The organism is Roseivirga pacifica (genome assembly GCF_900111145.1).
Lineage (GTDB): Bacteria > Bacteroidota > Bacteroidia > Cytophagales > Cyclobacteriaceae > Roseivirga > Roseivirga pacifica.
In genome coordinates this window covers 298513-315498 of record NZ_FOIR01000002.1, presented here as the reverse complement: position 1 = coordinate 315498, position 16986 = coordinate 298513, and the positions used below count along the sequence as shown (strand labels likewise).

The window sequence follows — 16986 nt, the reverse complement described above, 5'->3', positions numbered from 1 at the left end:
GAATTTTAGAAAGTCCTTGATAAGTTAAATCCAAAGTGAATGTCACCATCAGCCCAATTGCCTACAGTCTCTGTTATAAAGGCATTCTCCGTTAGCGACCTAGAGTTGGTAAAAGTAAGTTGAAAAACGTGACCACCAGTTTCAATTTCAACCCCAATACCGAGGGAATTGTAGTAGTCATCAGTTTCCTCCTGCGTTAAACCCAAATAGTATTCACCAATAATCGACCATCGGTCATCTAGCTTTACCCTTGTGCCAAAACCCAGCGACAAATAGTCGTTTTCCTGATCATACCGAACCCTATTGCGGTGCACATAGCTTGGCATAAGTTGTACCGAAACCCTTTCGCCCATTTTTCGAGAAATGAGCAATTGGTGCACATATGACAGCTTTGATTGAAAATCATTCACTGTATAATCGGCCCTGTCTTGCGTGCGAACAGCCATTGATGAAAACCAAGTAATCTCAAACGGAGAGGTATCGCTTTGTTTTAAGAAGTTATACTTCACAAAGCCATCATAAACCTTTTCAAAAGAGTTTCTGCCTAGCCCAAGCGTAAGTTTATCGGTTATTCCATATTCAAACGAGAACTTAATAGTTGCACCATCTAAGCCAAACAACTCATCTATGCCTCCTTGAATTGAAGCAAAACGGTGCATAATGATAAACTCTAACTCACCTTTACTTCTGGTTTTGGTAGTATGACCATTTATAAGTCTTTGTGCCTTAAAAATAGCAATCGGTTCATTAGTAACCGGTTCCTGCTCTTCTTCTAAAATGTCGAGCAAATCGTTCTGTGCATTAAGGTTGAAGCACAGAAGCCCCATCACCATTGCAACTAATATGTATCTGCTTTTCTTACTCATCGCTCAAAAGGTTTAAATACAAAATCCGCTGTCACCTCTATTTCCTCTGCAATATTCTTAACCACTAGGTTCGGAATCTTTATATCGTGGTCTTTCACTTTTACATTGAAAACAAAATGTGTAGTAATACTCTTGTCTTCAACCTTAAGCGTAATATTCTGCGCTAGCGGCTTGGTTACACCATGAATCGTAATATCTCCCGTTACAGCAACTTCATAACTCCCGGCAGTCATTTGTTTAAGGCCTTGGGGCACTTCAAAACTGCCTTTAAATGTTGCTTTAGGAAATTCGTCCGATTCCATGTAGTTCTCATTAAAGTGCTCTTGCATCAGCTTCTTTTCGAATTCAAAAGCTTTAATGAGCATATCTACCGCTACTTGCCCTTTATCGATGTCTATAATACTCAGCACCTTGTTATTATGTGCAGTAATATCTTCCATTGGGGCATGGCTGTAGAATTTAATCTTGCCTTCGCGGGTTAAGTAGCGCTGTCCAAAGGCGCTAAAACACGACAACAGCAATATGGCAGTAAAGCCTATTTTCTTTAAGTTATTCAGTTTCATGATTGACTATGGTTGAATAATGATGGCATTATTGATGAGCAGATCCAGCAAAAGACCGATGCACTCTCCTTTCAGTGTAATTTGATCACCCGTGGAAAGTGACTGAAGCTGGGCTTCGTCCCAACCAGGTTCTAAGGTGCATTTTACCAAACCGAACCCAGTAGTTTCCAACGTAATTACAGGGTTAGCATCTGCTGGTCGCTCTACTCCTGCTATGCTACCCGATACCTGAATTACTTGATTCAGATACTGCTGATTTGCCGCTGATTCATCAGCTTCAAAAGCTGCATAAACATCTATGGCGGTCACCTCGGCTACTGCCTTCTGCTTAGCCATTCCGGGTGATGTGCTTAAGAATTTCTGATAAACAAAATAGCCGGCAACTATGCCAATAATAAAGATTAGCGACAGGATGAGTCTTCTCTTCTGCATGGCCTACTAGTTTGTTTGAGCACCATCGTTCACCCAGCAAGCAATGGCTGCAATCTCTGCGTTTGTAAGACTTCTTCCACTTGATGCTGGAGGCATGGTTCCCGCACTTGTTCTGGCCTGAATTCTTCCAGCATTGGATTGTATGCCCGCAGTCGTGGTTAGGTTAGGCGATTGTGTTCCATTGTGACAGCCAGATACCGCACAGTTCGTTTGTACAATGCTTTGAATTTGAGAGAATTGAATGTCTGTTTTAATCTCGGCACTAAGTACAACCTCACAACCACTTGCATCTCTTACGCTCACTTCATAGTTGCCTTGTGCTAAGCTCGTAAAGGTATTGGCCGATTGGTAGGCACCGTTATCTAGCTTAAACTCGTAAGGTTGCTGTCCGCCCGATGCAGAAATGGTGATATCACCCGAGGCAGCATCGCATTGTGTTTCGGAAGTAGTAAGAGAAGCGTTAACCCCATCTTGATTTTGAATGGTAACATCAACGGTGGTCGTACAGCCTTCACTATCTGTTGCGGTAACCGTGTAGCTTCCGGCACTTAATCCCGTAAATACGCTGCTACTTTGCGATGCACCGTTGTTCAATTGATACGAAACGGCACCAATGTTGCCAACAATTCCGACTTCAATTACGCCTTCATCCAGTCCACAGGCTGCATCGGTTTTGGATATTAAGTTTAATAGGAGGCTTCCATCACAAACAGATGGAGCGGGTTCTTTGTCAGAGCTACATGCCCATAGATAAAGCACATAGGTAAGCCCTACGATTAGTAATAAACGACTTTTTTTCATGATAGAGAGATTTAAATAAGCACACTAATTAGACTGTAATTACTTACGTAAAATCATCTGGGTGCAGATTTGTTGCTCACCAATGGTACAATCGAATAATGGCTTACTTATTTAAGATACAAAATTAATCGACTGAATACCAGTAGACTACCACTTACCCGACAAATGATATGACAAAACCGACAAGGCGATAGACTTGTAAGTCGGGAAACTACTTGATGAAAAAAGACAGAAAGAAAAACCCTATTTAGAATACGTTTACCACAAACAGCCATGCCATCCATGCCGAGGCAACTAGCTTAAGTAATGTTCCTACCAAAAAGCCAATAAAGGAACCAAAAGCAGCCCTCAGTGCCTGCTTATTATCTGCTTCGCCTGTGCTCATCTCTCCTAGAAATGCCCCTAAAAATGGCCCAATAATAATGCCCAAAGGCGGAAAAAAGAACATGCCAACAACCAAGCCAATGGTACTCCCCCAAACACCTCGTTTGGTACCTCCAAATTTCTTGGTACCATAAACAGGCACCACATAATCAAGCGCGGTTACGGCCACCGTAATTATTCCCCATGTCCAGAGTGTATCGCTATCGAATGGCGCTTTTTCAGTCCACTGCAAAAAGAGCAGAGCCAAAAAGCTAATAGGTGGACCAGGAATAATTGGCAAGAAGCAACCAAGCACGCCAACAATAATGAAGATAAAGCCGAGTATGATGAGGATTAAATCCATAATTTGGTTGTTAAAAATTAGTGCTGCTCTCTATGGACATCGAAAAGCAACTCAATCATGATCATTCTAAGGAAAATACGACAAAAATTGTAGAGTATATCGTAGCTCACCCTGAAAGGTTGTCAGCGCTGATGAAAATCTTTCTGCATGGTGAATGGCGTCTAGTGCAGCGTTCGGCTTGGGTAGTTGGCGATTTGGCCAGAAAGAAAAGCGAGTTATTGATCCCCTACTGGCCAGAAATGATTGAGAACCTAAAAAAAGAGAACCTACACGATGCCGTAAAGCGTAATACCGTCCGCACTTGGCAAGAATTACCCATTCCTGAAGATTATTTCGGAGAAGTGGCTGAAATATGCTTTGGCTATTTAGCTGATAATAAAGAACCTATCGCGGTAAAATGCTTTTCCATGACTGTTCTTGAAAAGATTGTATTCAGCGTGCCGGAACTTAAAGACGAACTAAAGTTTTTAATAGAAGAGCAACTTCCCTATGGTTCGGCTGGTTTTAAAAACCGCGGGAGCAAAGTACTCAAGAGCATCGCTAAGCTTTAATTTATGGCAGAAAACACCCTACACATAAAAAACATGGTGTGCCCACGCTGTATCAGTGCGGTACAAAACACGCTAAATGAACTGAACATTGCGTTTGACAAAATTGAATTGGGACAAGTGTCCTTGAAAAAGGCTATTTCATCTGAACAGCGAATGGAGCTTTCTCACAAACTTGCTAGCCAAGGTTTCGAACTACTGGAAAGTGTAAAATCAAGCCTAATCTCCTCGATTAAAAGCCTCATCATAGCGCAAATTCACCATAGTGAAACAGCACTAAGCGAAAACTTTTCTAGCTATATAGCCAACCAATTGAACCATGAATACTCTTACCTCAGCAGGCTCTTTTCTGGTGTTGAAGGCATTACCATTGAAAAGTTTATTGCCCAGCAGAAGATTGAGAAGGTGAAAGAGTTGCTTTTTTATAATGAGTTGAGCCTGTCCGAAATCGCTTTTCGAATGCAATACAGCAGCGTAGCCTATCTTTCTACACAATTCAAAAAAGAAACGGGCATGACACCAACGGATTTCCGCAAAATGAAGAAGCCCGGCCATAAACGTATTGATGGTATTTAAGCTTAAACCATCGTTAAGCTTTCCAAAAGTTTTAAACTTTTGGAAAGCTAGCCCTCTCATAAGTCAAAAAACTATAACAGAACCACAAAATTCTGTAACACCTTTTGCTGTTGAACAAGCCAACTTTGTAGTGTTGAAATTATAAAAGGCAAAACACCATGGAAACAGCAGCAAAAGAAAACAGCAAACTGATAAAAGAGACCTTTCCTGTTACTGGCATGACCTGCGCATCGTGTGCTGCAAGTGTAGAATCCATCTTAAAGCATACCGATGGCGTTTCTGATGCCACCGTCAATTTTGCATCAAACTCGGTGCTGGTTCAATACAGCCAAAACTTGCCTAAAACCGAACTAAAAAAAGCTATTCAAGGCATTGGCTACGACTTAGTGATTGAGGCAAAAGACAGCACACCAGAAGCGCAAGAAGAAGCGGCCAAAAACCAATACAAAGAGACGAAAAAGCGCACTATTTGGGCGGCCGTACTTACACTCCCAGTTTTTCTCATCGGCATGTTCTTTATGGATTGGGAGCTCGGCAAATACATCTCTCTTGCCCTTGCTATTCCCATCCTATTCTATTTCGGAAGAAGCTTCTACGTTAATACCTGGAAACAAGCCAAGCACGGCAAAGCCAATATGGATACACTGGTGGCACTCAGCACGGGAGTCGCTTTTGTTTTCAGCGTTTTCAATACCTTCTTCCCACATTATTTAATGAGCAAAGGCATAATGCCCCATGTTTATTACGAGGCCGCCACGGTTATCATCACCTTTATCTCCTTGGGTAAATTATTAGAGGAAAATGCTAAATCGAGTACTTCTTCGGCTATTAAAAAGCTAATGGGTTTACAGCCCAAAACACTGAAAGCAATTGTCAATGGTGAAGAAAAGGAAATACCGGTTTCCGAAGTTGAAAAAGGCTATACCATCATTGTGCGCCCGGGCGAAAAGATTCCGGTAGACGGAACGGTCTTATCCGGCTCTTCTTATGTTGATGAAAGCATGATTTCTGGTGAGCCTGTTCCGGTAGAAAAAACCAAAGGTGAGCAAGTTTTTAGTGGAACGGTAAATCAAAAAGGAAGCTTTCAGTTTGAAGCAGAGAAAGTAGGCAGCGAGACCATGCTTTCACAGATCATTCAAATGGTGCAAGAAGCACAGGGCAGCAAGGCGCCCGTTCAAAAATTGGTGGATAAGATTGCCGGTATATTTGTACCCACAGTCATTGTTATCGCTATTATAACTTTTGCCGCTTGGATGATTTTTGGTGCTGAAAACGCCTTTACCCACGGCCTGTTTACCGCTGTAGCCGTTTTAGTAATCGCATGCCCTTGCGCACTTGGTTTAGCCACGCCTACTGCCATAATGGTGGGCGTTGGTAAAGGAGCTGAGAACGGCATTTTAATAAAAGATGCGGAAAGCCTTGAGCTTGCCCACAAAGTAGATACTGTGGTGCTGGATAAAACTGGCACTATTACCGAAGGTAAGCCTAGCGTAACCAATATTGAATGGCTAGCTAATGAAGACAGTCAATTGCTGTCCCCTATTCTATTGGCGCTCGAAGCTCAGTCTGAGCACCCGCTCGCCAATGCCATTACTAGAAAACTGAAAGAAGAAGGCACTAAGCCCGCAGAAATAGAAGGCTTCGAAAGTCTTACTGGAAAAGGAATAAAAGCCAATTATCAAGGTCAAAGCTACTTTGTAGGAAGCCCAACTTTTACAGAAACACAAGGTTTAACTATCGACAAAGATTCGGCTGCACAAATAAGCACCTGGCAAAAAGAAGCTAAAACAGTGGTTTGCTTTAGTAACAGTCAGAATATTTTAGCGATTATCGGTATTGCCGATAGCATTAAGGCTACTTCTAAATCGGCCATAGCCACACTTCAATCACAGGGCATAACCGTACATATGCTTACGGGCGACAATGAAGAAACAGCAGCAACGGTTGCCCAACAGTCTGGTTTAAAGCACTACAAGGCGGGCGTTTTGCCTTCAGATAAATCGGCTTTTGTAAAAGCACTGCAGCAAAAAGGTAAAACAGTGGCCATGGTGGGCGATGGCATAAACGATTCGCAAGCACTAGCGCAAGCCGATGTGAGCATTGCCATGGGGCACGGTTCCGATATTGCCATGGACGTAGCCAAAATCACTCTGGTAACCTCCGATTTATTGGCTGTTCCCAATGCATTCAAGCTATCGTCTAAAACTGTGAAGGGTATTCGACAGAACTTATTCTGGGCCTTTATTTACAACCTAATCGGTATACCTATTGCGGCCGGTGTGCTCTACCCTATCAATGGCTTTTTGCTCGACCCAATGATTGCCGGTGGTGCCATGGCCCTTAGCTCTGTTTCGGTGGTATTGAATAGCCTGAGACTAAGAAACATCAAACTTCAAAAAGAGATAAGCTCCGCGAAGGTTGACAACTCTGAACCTCAAAACATCAACACTTCAGAACCCAAGCACACTACCCCCCCTCAATCAAAAAACATTAACACTTTAGAACATTCAAACTCAAATAATATGAATATCTATAAATTCAAATCGAACATCAATTGCAATGGCTGTATTTCGGCCGTAACCCCTCATTTAAACGAAGCCAAGATAGACAACTGGTCAGTTGATCTGGAAAGCCCGGAACGCATTTTAACGGTCACAACAAAAGACCTTTCGAAAGAAGATGTGAAAGCCGTGGTAGAAAAAGCTGGCTTCGCTTTAGAGGACAAGTAGTAGAGTTAAAACTCTCCCAGTTGGTGTTATTCACCAACTGGCTTGGCAAACTTCTTACTTATTAAATAATAAAAACATTGAAAGCGCCATTAACAAAAAAGAAACTACGATTCTATCTATTGCTATGCATTCTCCTTACGCTTCTTATTTATACATGGTATAATAAGTACTCCTTCAAACAGGCCTTTTACAAATCGAGTTTTAAAGGAGAGCTTTTATCTATTCAATATAAAGGAAGAGGGCTTTATCATTATCGTTTGAAAGGAGTGGATAAGGTTATTGGGATTAATTCTGATGACTTCCCTAACTACATTGAACCACATGAAGGCGACTCAATAGTTAAAGAAACGGAATCTTTAGAGTTAAAGATTTTTAGAAGGTCACCTAATGGAAAATTTCATCATTTTGGCCAAATGAAACACTACTAAGAGTAATTAATACTCAACATAGTCATTGTCGCCCGAGTTGGTGTTATTCACCAACTGGCCTCTAAGAAGGACTAAACTACTCCTCAACCATTCACGACATAGTATTTTCAAACTCAGGCATCAATTAGTAGCTTTCAAATTGAAACCTGATTGTGTCGATGAAATACCTCAGCCTACTCCTAATTGCTTTTAGTCTTAGCTGCCAAACACAGCAGCAAAAGCATATTTTGATATACACCAAAAACGGGGAAGGTTTTGTGCATGATAACATTGAGGCAAGCGTGAATGCACTAAAAAAGCTTGCGACTGAAAACAACTATACAACCGAAGCAACAGCCGACCCAACATTTTTCACACCCAAAAACTTGGCCAAATTCGACTGTATTATTTTCTCAAACACGAATAATGAAGCTTTTGATAATCAAGCACAACGCGATGCATTTCAGAAATACGTTCAGTCGGGTGGCGGGTTTGTAGGCATACATAGTGCATCCGGTTCGGAGCGCGATTGGCCGTGGTTCTGGGCCATGGTGGGCGGAAAGTTTGTGCGTCACCCAGCGCTGCAGCCATTCGAAATGAAGGTGTTCGATCAGCAAAATCCAGCTACCAACTTTCTGGGAGAAACTTGGCAATGGGAAGACGAGGTTTACTATTTGGACAACCTCAATCCCGATATTCATGTGCTTTTGGCTGCCGACTTGAGAACAGTAGAAGACGACTCCAAAGATGAATTTCACCGCAACCGATTTGGTAACTATACGCCCCTTGCTTGGGTACACCAGTTTGATGGCGGCCGACAATTCTTTACCGCATTGGGCCATAAACCGGAATACTATTCAGACCAAGTATTTCTTAAGCACTTGTTAGGTGGCATACAATGGGTGCTGCAAGAAGATTGAGCCTCGGCCACTCATGCACCTATTCTCAGGCGTTAAATCAAAGTATTTTGTTAAAACCATTCAGTTTATCATCTTTTAAGGCTGAATTTTTCACTCGTTCTATTTTGAAGAAAATCACACTACTTAGTTTACTTTTTTGTGTCCTTTATTCATGCAATAAAAGCATTGAAATAGGCACGCCTATAGCCTACCTGCAGTTAGAACAAACCACATTAGAAATTGCCGATGTAGCCACTGGTCTGGATATTCCGTGGGACGTTGATGCATCAATATCTGGTGAATTGTGGTTTACTGAACAAAAAGGTTTGGTATATAGGCTTAACCTCAAATCTGGCGAGCACAAACTTATGCTCCAGTTAGAAGATGTCTTGTTTAGAAAGTCCTATGGATTGCTAGGCATGACTGTTCACCCTGAGCAGAACTACCTCTTTATTCATTATACTTATCAGGCAAACGAGGGTGAACTGCAACAGTCGGTAAATTCTAGGGTGGTTCGCTATGATATTGAAGGTGATAAACTGAGCAACCGACTGGTTCTGCTCGACAATATTCCAGGCAATAGTTACCATAATGGTTCACGCTTAGTCATCTCCCCCGATGACAAACTGATATTCTCTATGGGCGATGCAGGTCGTGCAAATGAAACGCAAAATGATGATATACTGGTTGGCAAGATCATGCGTCTCAATTTGGATGGAAGCATTCCTGAAGACAATCCAATTGCAGGCAGCCCTATTTGGTCGCGCGGTCACAGAAATCCGCAGGGCTTAACTTTTGGCAGAAACAATATGCTTTACAGCTCAGAACACGGCCCACTAAGTGATGATGAACTAAACCTCATCGAAAGAAATGCGAACTATGGCTGGCCGGATGTTCACGGGTTTATAGATAGAACTGCTGAAATAGCCTATAATGAAACACATAATACCACCGAGCCATTAATGGCTTGGACACCAACTATTGCTGTAGCTGGAACGGGCTATTATGATCAATCCGCAATTCCCGAATGGCAGAATAGCCTTATAGTGGCTAACATGAAAGGAAGGGCTTTGAGGGTATTAAACCTATCTGAAAATGGCCGGGAAATAACAGCAGAACATATTTACTTCCAAAAGTACTTTGGCAGGTTAAGAGATGTGAGCATAGCCGCCAATGGCGATATTTATGTAACCACAACCAATACCGATTGGCATCCGCGCTTTCAGCCTTGGATGTACGATGGGCTACCAAGTGGACCCGATAGAATTCTTAGGTTAAGAGCAATTGACAAGAGCAACAAAGTGGACACATTGCCAGTGCTAATAGAAGATGACAAAGCCATGGACTTGATGAGTGAAAACTGGACTAATGCGGTTGGCGAGGAAGAGTTTGCTGGTGGACAAAAGCTTTACACACAAAACTGTTTGGCCTGCCATAATCCGGAAGGAACCGGAGCCCCAGGCCTCTACCCTCCTTTGGCCAAAACCAATTGGGTTACAGGCGATAAATCTCGCTTGATCAGAGTGCTGTTGCTGGGACTTTCCGAACCAATAGAAGTAAACGGAGAAACGTACAATCAGGAAATGCCATCGTACGCACACCTAAGCGACCAGCAAATCGCAGAAGTGCTCACCTACATTCGCAATAGCTTTGGCAACCAAGCAGATGCCGTAATTGAAGGTGAAGTATTTGTTGAAAGACAGAGTTTGGATAAGTAGTCCGCAGATGTTGTTGGTGTTCTTCACCAACAACGCTACCCCCTAAGTAACCTGCCGCCCTGGTTGGTGTTCATCACCAACCGGCTCAATCAATCGCCACAGAAACCAATCCTTTAGGTTATCTCCTAAGATTTTCACATTTTCCCATGCGCGTCATTTTTATTCATTAATTAACCGATTTACTTCTTCATGAAAAAAACTGAATTCAGTCTAGCAAACTGCATGGCGCTAGCACGCACGCTTTGGTCTAGCACGAAAGCATTAACCATCGCTTTAACCCTTATAGCTCTAAACAGCGCAAGAGCTCAACAAGCCGTATTGCACAATGCATATGCGCGTGATTTTGAAAGCCTAAACGGAGCCTGGCATTACATTGTAGACCCATACGAAAATGGCTATTACGACTATCGTTACCAGCCTTTCGATCAGTCGGAAAATCCTTCACGAAGTGCCTTCTTTATGAATTCCAAAGCTTTGGACAAAACCGATTTGATCGAATACAATTTTGACGAATCGCCAACCATGAACATTCCAACTGATTGGAATACGGCCGATGAAAAGCTATTTTATTACGAAGGCACCGTTTGGTTCAAAAAGTCTTTTAGCCACAGCCAGCAAGAAGGAAAGCGCTACTTTCTATACTTCGGGGCGGTAAACTATAAAGCCGAGGTTTATTTGAATGGTGAAAAGTTAGGCACTCATGTTGGCGGCTTCACTCCTTTCCATTACGAAGTGACTGACCAACTAAAAGAGGAAAACTTTGTGGTAGTTAAAGTTGATAATAAAAGGGCAAAAGAAGCCGTACCAACCCTTAACACCGACTGGTGGAATTATGGAGGAATTACCCGTGATGTTAAGCTCGTGTCAACACCAAACACCTTTATTGAAGACTATCAGTTTGTGCTGGAAGATATGAACAGCAAAACGGTGCAAGGTAGCGTAACACTCACAGGTAATGATGTTGCTAGCAAGCCTGTATCAATTGAAATACCTGAACTTAAGGTAAAAGAAAGCTTGACTACAAATGCTCAAGGTATTGCTACATTCAATTTTAGAGCAAAAAAAATGACCCTCTGGTCACCCGAATCTCCTAAAACTTATCAGGCCATAATCCAGTCCGGAGATGATTCGCTAGAAGATCAAATTGGCTTTAAAAGTATTCAAACCGAAGGTCAAAAGATTGTGCTAAATGGCGAGCCAGTATTCCTCAGAGGAATTTCCATTCATGAAGAAAAGCTGGGCGGTGGCCGGGTAAGTACCAAAGCCGAAGCAAAGCAACTGCTGACCTATGCCAAAGAACTTGGCTGCAATTATGTACGACTTGCCCATTATCCACACAATGAACACATGGTTCGTTTGGCAGATGAAATGGGCATTATGTTATGGGAGGAAATTCCGGTCTACTGGACAATTGATTGGACAAACTCGGAAACTTATGCCAATGCAGAAGCGCAGCTTACAAGAATGATTCAGCGCGATAAAAACCGTGCGGCTACCATTATTTGGTCTATGGCCAACGAAACTCCGGTACGTGCCGAACGCAACGATTTCCTTACTCGTTTGGCAACGAAAGCCCGCAGCCTCGATCCTACTCGACTTATTAGTGCGGCACTGGAGCAGAGCTACGATCCGAATGACGGCAATATTCGCAGCATTGACGATCCTTATGCGCAGGTGGTTGATGTATTGAGCTTTAACCAATACACCGGCTGGTACGGAGGTACACCAGAAAGCCCTCGCTTGGTAAAATGGAACATTGACATTGACAAGCCTGTACTTGTCTCGGAATTTGGCGCAGGTGCTAAGTATGGTTTCCATGCCGATAAAATGACCCGTTGGTCTGAAGAATATCAGGCTTATTTGTACCAGGAGACCATCGAAATGCTGAACAGAATTGAGCAATTACAGGGTTTCTCTCCGTGGATATTGATGGACTTCCGCTCACCGAGAAGAGTGCTACCGGGCATTCAAGACAATTGGAACCGTAAAGGTCTTCTTTCGGAAAAAGGAGAAAAGAAAATGGCCTTTTCTGTACTAGAGAAGTTCTATCAAGAGAAAGCAAAACAGTAATTTACAGGGTTAAGGCGTCAGCACTTTGGCGCCTTAATTCTAAAAATATTTGATCCATTTTGCCTTGCTATTATGCTTATATGCGGCAAATTTCTTTGTGGGAAGATATAGTATGCCAATTAACGCTAGCGCTATTGCCCAAACCTGCCAAAGCGAATCCACTCCAAAGTAAGCTCCCTTATTGGTACCAAAAACACCAACACAAGCCTGATAGGCTATCAACAATACATACAAGTGTAGGATGTAAAAAAACATAGGGGCAGCACCATAATTCTTTAAAACATCCATCCACTTAGCTGGCCTATTTTCGAACCAGTGCAAAGTAAAAAAGCCTATGCCGAGCGTTAGCAGTAAAAAGTCTAATGATGGCGGATATTTGGTGAAATTGAAAAAGGACATAGCCGTAACTACAGCCGAGTCATACTCCTGCCACGGCAGCGTTTCTCCATAAATATTAAACCCTCTTAGGAGGATTAAAAGCAGTAAACAAGCTGTACCAAGTGCTATTAACCACTGTTTTCTTAACATAGCTGAAAAGCCAGAACCAAACAATGGGCCTGCAAAAAAACCGAGCAAGATCACACCAATCCACGGCAATACCGGATAGGAAATCTTAACCTGCAACCAACCTTCAGATACAAGGTAGCCCCTATCGTGTAGTATCGTCCAAAGTGCATAGCCACTTTCATTTGGCGTAAATGAAACAAAACTCAAAGCATTGTGGCCAAACACTATTGCTAAACCCAAAAGGCCAATGCACCACCTAGGCAGTTTACATAGCAAAGCCAAACTTATCATGCTCAAACCTATCGCCCAGATTACCTGAAGGTAAAGGGTTTCATAACGGCCAAACCAAGAAAAGTTAATCACAGTGACCTCTAGCAACACAAGGAATAGTCCTCTTTTTAAAAGAAACTGACTAGCCGATCGGGCAGGCTTTCCAATTGGGTTTGCATATAACCAAGCAGACAATCCGGTTAGAAACACAAATATTGGCGCACATAAATGCGCAGCCATACGCGTAAAAAACAAGCCGGAACTTGTCTCACTCACATCCATTGGGTCTAGTACTTGTTCATGTAAAAAGAATCTTTCTCGCACATGATCAACCAACATGATCATCATTACCAACCCACGTAAAATATCAATCGAAGAAATCCTCTTTTTAGCCATCATTCAAACACCATCAATTCTGCAACAACGATGCAAATATAGATCTAACAATCACGTGCATCACCAATACCATCATTATTTATGACAAACGATTACAGACAAAAAAAGCAGCTCATTTGAGCTGCCTTTATCAACCATACTAATCATAAAATTAGTACCTCATTTATATCTAGTTTCTAAATTTGTCACCTACAAATTCCATGGCAATTGGCAATGCTGTGCGCCAATATTCCCAAGTGTGGCCACCATTGCGCACTCTAAACTCTAGCGGGTAACCTTTCCCTTTCATAATGTGCAAAAGGTTGGTGTTTTGCTCAATCAAGAAATCATCATCGCCACAATCCAAATAAATGCTGGGCAGTGGTGTTTGTGCTGGGCCTTGCATAAAACCAAAGCTAGGCGCCTTATACGGATCCCTGGCTTTAAACATCTCCTGAATTGAATGGGCTTTGAAATTCTCAGGATAACCTTCATCGTTTATTGGCCCCCAAGTCTTAAGCGCAAACTGTTTGTCAAACTCATTGAGCTCCTCTCCCTTTTTAAGCGGCTCTCTTTCAATTACAGCAGCACTCATGGCATACACCGAATTGAACATATCCTTGTGCTTAATTCCATGATACAAAGCACCATAGCCACCCATTGACAATCCTGCGATAGCTCTATTATTTCTGTTGGCTAAAATTGGGTACTCCTTTTCTATATGAGGAATGAACTCTTCATAAAAGAAGTCTTCCCAACGAATCGACTTGTCATAATTGTTGATGTAAAAACCGTCAAATAAGCCATCAGGCATTACAATAATCATTTCTGGGGCTGCACCATCGTTTATCACAGCATCTGCTATTGAGCGCGTTTCTCCTTTTGTTGACCAGTCTAAGTAATTACCCGTCATACCGTGTAAAAGGTACAATACCGGGTACGGCCTATCTGATGCTTCATACCCTGGAGGAAAGTAGATGGAATAAGGCATATCGCGATTCAAAATCTCGCTATGAATAGACTTTGAGGTGTCTACTGTACCTTGCTGTGCCAATAGCATGCTGCACTGAAAAACCAGCAGCACAACCATTAATCTTTTTCTTAAAAAAATCATTATCAGTTATTTAATAAAATACGCTATCTAAAAATTTGATCATTCGGTTTAAAGGCTCAATCGCATCCTTTTCAAAACTATTGCCTAAAAATTCGTTAGCGCCAGAATCTAGGTAAGCATGGTTTCTGCCTTCGTACAACCAATACTCTGCAGATTGACCTGCCGTTTTCACTTTGTCGAAATATGCTTTTACAGCCACTGGTGGCGTGGTAGTATCTTCACTACCAACATGAAAGAACTGAGGCGGCAGCTGTTTATCGCTAACATTTGGTACCAAATAGGTTGGCGAAACGGCCTTATACATGGCCAAATTATCTTCTACATTGTACTCGTTACCAAAAAGCCCTCTTGCTTTGGCTCCACCCATTTGCCAAAAGAAGTTAGCGTCCTTTTCAAAACTGCCCTTAGCAGCTGCCACCATGTCGAATGCTCCGTAGCTAGGGATAGCCGCTTGAACAGCTAAACCATTGGCTGCAGCAACTTGCTCTGCTGTTTTGCCTTTTGGCAAGTAACTTGGGTTAAAACCATAAGGTGCTTTGCTAAAACCGTGCGACTTGAGATTATCCCCAGCCACTACTACCATTTCGGTAAGGTGTCCGCCAGCACTGTCGCCCGTTAATGCTACCTTGGCCGGGTCGCCTTTATATTCGCCAATATTGTCTTTTACCCACAATACGGCACCAAACACATCTTCTACAATCTCATTAATTGTTACCGTATTGTCTTGGTCACCCAACAGTCTGTAGTTAATGTTGCAAACCACATACTCACCATGGCTGGCTACATAAGCCGACATTTCGTCCATAATAGACTTATTGTTAATAAGCCAACCGCCCCCATGAATAATGACCAAAACGGGATAAGCCGATTTGCCAGTTTCCGGAGTGTAAATGTCCATCGTTAAATCGAACCCTTCGGGTGATGCAAAAACTACATCTTCGGCTTTTTTAAATGCGTGCTTCGTATCTTGAGCGTTGACCGAAATACTAGCCGTGAGTATGACCAATAGTATTATTAAGTTTTTCATTATCTTTCTTTGCGTCATTATGACACTAAGATAAATTACAATTGTTTAATTTTGGAAGTCTTACACCGAAATCTTTTATGGCTGAAATAGACACAGCATCATTTGTACCTTCCCTAGCTATTGACTGTGTAGTCTTTGGTTTTCATGAAAATGAACTCAAAGTATTGCTCCTAAAACTTACAGGAGTAGACGTTTGGGCATTGCCTGGTGGTTTTGTAGATAAAAACAAAGACCTAGAAAAAGCCGCTATAGACACGTTAGAAGTACGAACAGGGCTCACCGACATCTTTCTCAGGCAGTTTCATACATTCGGTAGCATTGCCAGAAACGACCCAAATCACCCTAAGTTTTTAATCGACAAAGGGCTTATTTCCGAAGATCTGTTTGATTGGTTCAACCAGCGCTTTGTTACTATTGGCTTTTACGCTTTGGTAGAATACTCTCAAGTAAAAGAGCCTGTTCCTGGTCCAATCTCAGAAGCTTGCGAATGGTGCTCTGTGAATGACCTGCCACCACTCATGCTTGACCATCAAGAAATTGTGGAGAAGGCTCACAAAGCTTTGAAAAGAGAACTAAGTTATCAACCAATCGGATTAAACCTGTTACCAAATCAGTTTACAATGTCTGAATTGCAAGCACTGTATGAAACCATTTTGGAGACCCAACTGGATCGTAGAAATTTTAGACGGAAGATATTGAGCTACGGTATTCTAAAGGATACTAAAAAGTTTAGAACTGGAGTGGCACACAAAGCCCCTGCCCTTTATGAGTTTGACGTTAGCGCTTATAAAAAGGCCAGTCAGGCCGGATTGAATATGGGCTGGTAATGATATGATGTCACGATTTTTTCACCGAATAAAAAAGACTTTTCTTCCTAAGCAACAGCGCGCTATTCTAGCCATTGAACAATATACTGCCGAGCTCGAGTACTTGCTGGTTGGCATAAATTACCAAACTACTTTTGAGTTTGTATCGCTCGGCAAAGCCAAAAACTTGGATAAAGCCGATGTACTATTCAAGAAAACATTTCCTAAAGCAGAAGACCTTCAAAAGGTGGCTAAACCAATTGAGCTAAACAGATTCTGGAACTGCATTGACACTGGCTTGGAATACCGCGGTAATACGAGCTCAGGGATTAAAACGAATGAGGCGTATGAAAAAGCCATTTCGAAAACTGCTCAAGCGTACAAATCGGCACTCAATAAATCAATTGACACTAACTCCCAATTATTTGAATACAGATCAGATATAGGCATTCCTGATTACCCCGTTTTTTGGGCATTTCGGCTATTATTCACCTACCAAGACAATTGGTACTTTATCTACGGTTCCGCGTCAGATTAGTACAAATCGCTAA

17 protein-coding genes are annotated in these 16986 nt (G+C 42.2%); 9 read left to right on the top strand and 8 right to left on the bottom strand.

Annotated elements, in window-relative coordinates; genetic code table 11:
* Nucleotides 1-5 precede the first annotated feature (5 nt).
* The 5 genes from BMW98_RS10270 to BMW98_RS10250 all read right to left on the bottom strand — a co-directional run bounded on the left by BMW98_RS10270 (nt 6) and on the right by BMW98_RS10250 (nt 3389).
* Nucleotides 6-866, bottom strand: coding sequence for a DUF5777 family beta-barrel protein (locus BMW98_RS10270; protein WP_222843627.1), 861 nt, complete (start codon nt 864-866; stop codon nt 6-8).
* Nucleotides 863-1429, bottom strand: coding sequence for a YceI family protein (locus BMW98_RS10265; protein ID WP_090258497.1), 567 nt, complete (start codon nt 1427-1429; stop codon nt 863-865). The genes BMW98_RS10270 and BMW98_RS10265 overlap by 4 nt, the downstream gene beginning before the upstream one ends.
* A 6-nt stretch (nt 1430-1435) precedes the next feature.
* Entirely contained in the window at nt 1436-1861 is a 426-nt protein-coding gene (locus BMW98_RS10260; protein WP_090258496.1) for an OB-fold protein, read from the bottom strand.
* 6 nt (nt 1862-1867) lie between these two features.
* Complete coding sequence (locus BMW98_RS10255) at nt 1868-2662, bottom strand: hypothetical protein (protein WP_090258495.1); 795 nt, start codon at nt 2660-2662, stop codon at nt 1868-1870.
* A gap of 247 nt (nt 2663-2909) precedes the next feature.
* The gene (locus tag BMW98_RS10250) at nt 2910-3389 is read right to left on the bottom strand and encodes a DUF456 domain-containing protein (RefSeq protein ID WP_090258494.1); all 480 of its coding nucleotides are present in this window, start codon (nt 3387-3389) and stop codon (nt 2910-2912) included.
* A 32-nt stretch (nt 3390-3421) separates the two neighbouring features.
* On the opposite strand from BMW98_RS10250, the gene BMW98_RS10245 reads away from it, so the two are divergent.
* The 7 genes from BMW98_RS10245 to BMW98_RS10215 all read left to right on the top strand — a co-directional run bounded on the left by BMW98_RS10245 (nt 3422) and on the right by BMW98_RS10215 (nt 12336).
* Nucleotides 3422-3940, top strand: a complete 519-nt coding sequence (locus BMW98_RS10245) for a hypothetical protein (RefSeq protein ID WP_090258493.1) — start codon at nt 3422-3424, stop codon at nt 3938-3940.
* A gap of 3 nt (nt 3941-3943) precedes the next feature.
* Nucleotides 3944-4513, top strand: coding sequence for a helix-turn-helix domain-containing protein (locus BMW98_RS10240; protein WP_090258492.1), 570 nt, complete (start codon nt 3944-3946; stop codon nt 4511-4513).
* Nucleotides 4514-4671: 158 nt separating this feature from the next.
* Nucleotides 4672-7242, top strand: a complete 2571-nt coding sequence (locus BMW98_RS10235) for a heavy metal translocating P-type ATPase (protein ID WP_090258491.1) — start codon at nt 4672-4674, stop codon at nt 7240-7242.
* Between the two features lie 77 nt (nt 7243-7319).
* Nucleotides 7320-7670 carry a hypothetical protein gene (locus tag BMW98_RS10230; protein WP_090258490.1) on the top strand — a complete coding sequence of 117 codons (351 nt, stop codon included), beginning with the start codon at nt 7320-7322 and terminating at the stop codon, nt 7668-7670.
* Nucleotides 7671-7828: 158 nt separating this feature from the next.
* Nucleotides 7829-8569 carry a ThuA domain-containing protein gene (locus tag BMW98_RS10225; RefSeq protein ID WP_090258489.1) on the top strand — a complete coding sequence of 247 codons (741 nt, stop codon included), beginning with the start codon at nt 7829-7831 and terminating at the stop codon, nt 8567-8569.
* A gap of 104 nt (nt 8570-8673) precedes the next feature.
* Nucleotides 8674-10266, top strand: a complete 1593-nt coding sequence (locus BMW98_RS10220) for a PQQ-dependent sugar dehydrogenase (protein ID WP_245733559.1) — start codon at nt 8674-8676, stop codon at nt 10264-10266.
* Nucleotides 10267-10455: 189 nt separating this feature from the next.
* Nucleotides 10456-12336, top strand: a complete 1881-nt coding sequence (locus BMW98_RS10215) for a glycoside hydrolase family 2 protein (protein WP_222843626.1) — start codon at nt 10456-10458, stop codon at nt 12334-12336.
* Between the two features lie 39 nt (nt 12337-12375).
* On the opposite strand, the gene BMW98_RS10210 is transcribed toward BMW98_RS10215, so the two are convergent.
* The 3 genes from BMW98_RS10210 to BMW98_RS10200 form a co-directional block, all read right to left on the bottom strand.
* Nucleotides 12376-13512 (bottom strand): acetyltransferase domain-containing protein, encoded by a 1137-nt coding sequence (locus BMW98_RS10210; RefSeq protein ID WP_090258487.1) that lies wholly within the window; start codon nt 13510-13512, stop codon nt 12376-12378.
* Between the two features lie 166 nt (nt 13513-13678).
* Nucleotides 13679-14602, bottom strand: coding sequence for an alpha/beta hydrolase (locus tag BMW98_RS10205; protein ID WP_090258486.1), 924 nt, complete (start codon nt 14600-14602; stop codon nt 13679-13681).
* A gap of 10 nt (nt 14603-14612) precedes the next feature.
* Entirely contained in the window at nt 14613-15629 is a 1017-nt protein-coding gene (locus BMW98_RS10200) for an alpha/beta hydrolase (protein WP_090259433.1), read from the bottom strand.
* Between the two features lie 77 nt (nt 15630-15706).
* Between BMW98_RS10200 and BMW98_RS10195 the strand changes: the two genes are divergently transcribed.
* Both BMW98_RS10195 and BMW98_RS10190 read left to right on the top strand, forming a co-directional pair.
* Complete coding sequence (locus BMW98_RS10195) at nt 15707-16456, top strand: NUDIX hydrolase (protein WP_090258485.1); 750 nt, start codon at nt 15707-15709, stop codon at nt 16454-16456.
* A 4-nt stretch (nt 16457-16460) separates the two neighbouring features.
* Nucleotides 16461-16973, top strand: a complete 513-nt coding sequence (locus BMW98_RS10190) for a hypothetical protein (protein WP_139177484.1) — start codon at nt 16461-16463, stop codon at nt 16971-16973.
* The last annotated feature ends 13 nt before the right edge of the window (nt 16974-16986 follow it).

Bases quoted from the DNA above. Each gene is read 5' to 3' on its own strand.
- BMW98_RS10270 (WP_222843627.1), bottom strand. From the start codon at position 866: ATGAGTAAGAAAAGCAGATACATATTAGTTGCAATGGTGATGGGGCTT.
- BMW98_RS10265 (WP_090258497.1), bottom strand. From the start codon at position 1,429: ATGAAACTGAATAACTTAAAGAAAATAGGCTTTACTGCCATATTGCTG.
- BMW98_RS10260 (WP_090258496.1), bottom strand. From the start codon at position 1,861: ATGCAGAAGAGAAGACTCATCCTGTCGCTAATCTTTATTATTGGCATA.
- BMW98_RS10255 (WP_090258495.1), bottom strand. From the start codon at position 2,662: ATGAAAAAAAGTCGTTTATTACTAATCGTAGGGCTTACCTATGTGCTT.
- BMW98_RS10250 (WP_090258494.1), bottom strand. From the start codon at position 3,389: ATGGATTTAATCCTCATCATACTCGGCTTTATCTTCATTATTGTTGGC.
- BMW98_RS10245 (WP_090258493.1), top strand. From the start codon at position 3,422: ATGGACATCGAAAAGCAACTCAATCATGATCATTCTAAGGAAAATACG.
- BMW98_RS10240 (WP_090258492.1), top strand. From the start codon at position 3,944: ATGGCAGAAAACACCCTACACATAAAAAACATGGTGTGCCCACGCTGT.
- BMW98_RS10235 (WP_090258491.1), top strand. From the start codon at position 4,672: ATGGAAACAGCAGCAAAAGAAAACAGCAAACTGATAAAAGAGACCTTT.
- BMW98_RS10225 (WP_090258489.1), top strand. From the start codon at position 7,829: ATGAAATACCTCAGCCTACTCCTAATTGCTTTTAGTCTTAGCTGCCAA.
- BMW98_RS10215 (WP_222843626.1), top strand. From the start codon at position 10,456: ATGAAAAAAACTGAATTCAGTCTAGCAAACTGCATGGCGCTAGCACGC.
- BMW98_RS10210 (WP_090258487.1), bottom strand. From the start codon at position 13,512: ATGATGGCTAAAAAGAGGATTTCTTCGATTGATATTTTACGTGGGTTG.
- BMW98_RS10205 (WP_090258486.1), bottom strand. From the start codon at position 14,602: ATGATTTTTTTAAGAAAAAGATTAATGGTTGTGCTGCTGGTTTTTCAG.
- BMW98_RS10200 (WP_090259433.1), bottom strand. From the start codon at position 15,629: ATGAAAAACTTAATAATACTATTGGTCATACTCACGGCTAGTATTTCG.
- BMW98_RS10195 (WP_090258485.1), top strand. From the start codon at position 15,707: ATGGCTGAAATAGACACAGCATCATTTGTACCTTCCCTAGCTATTGAC.
- BMW98_RS10190 (WP_139177484.1), top strand. From the start codon at position 16,461: ATGATGTCACGATTTTTTCACCGAATAAAAAAGACTTTTCTTCCTAAG.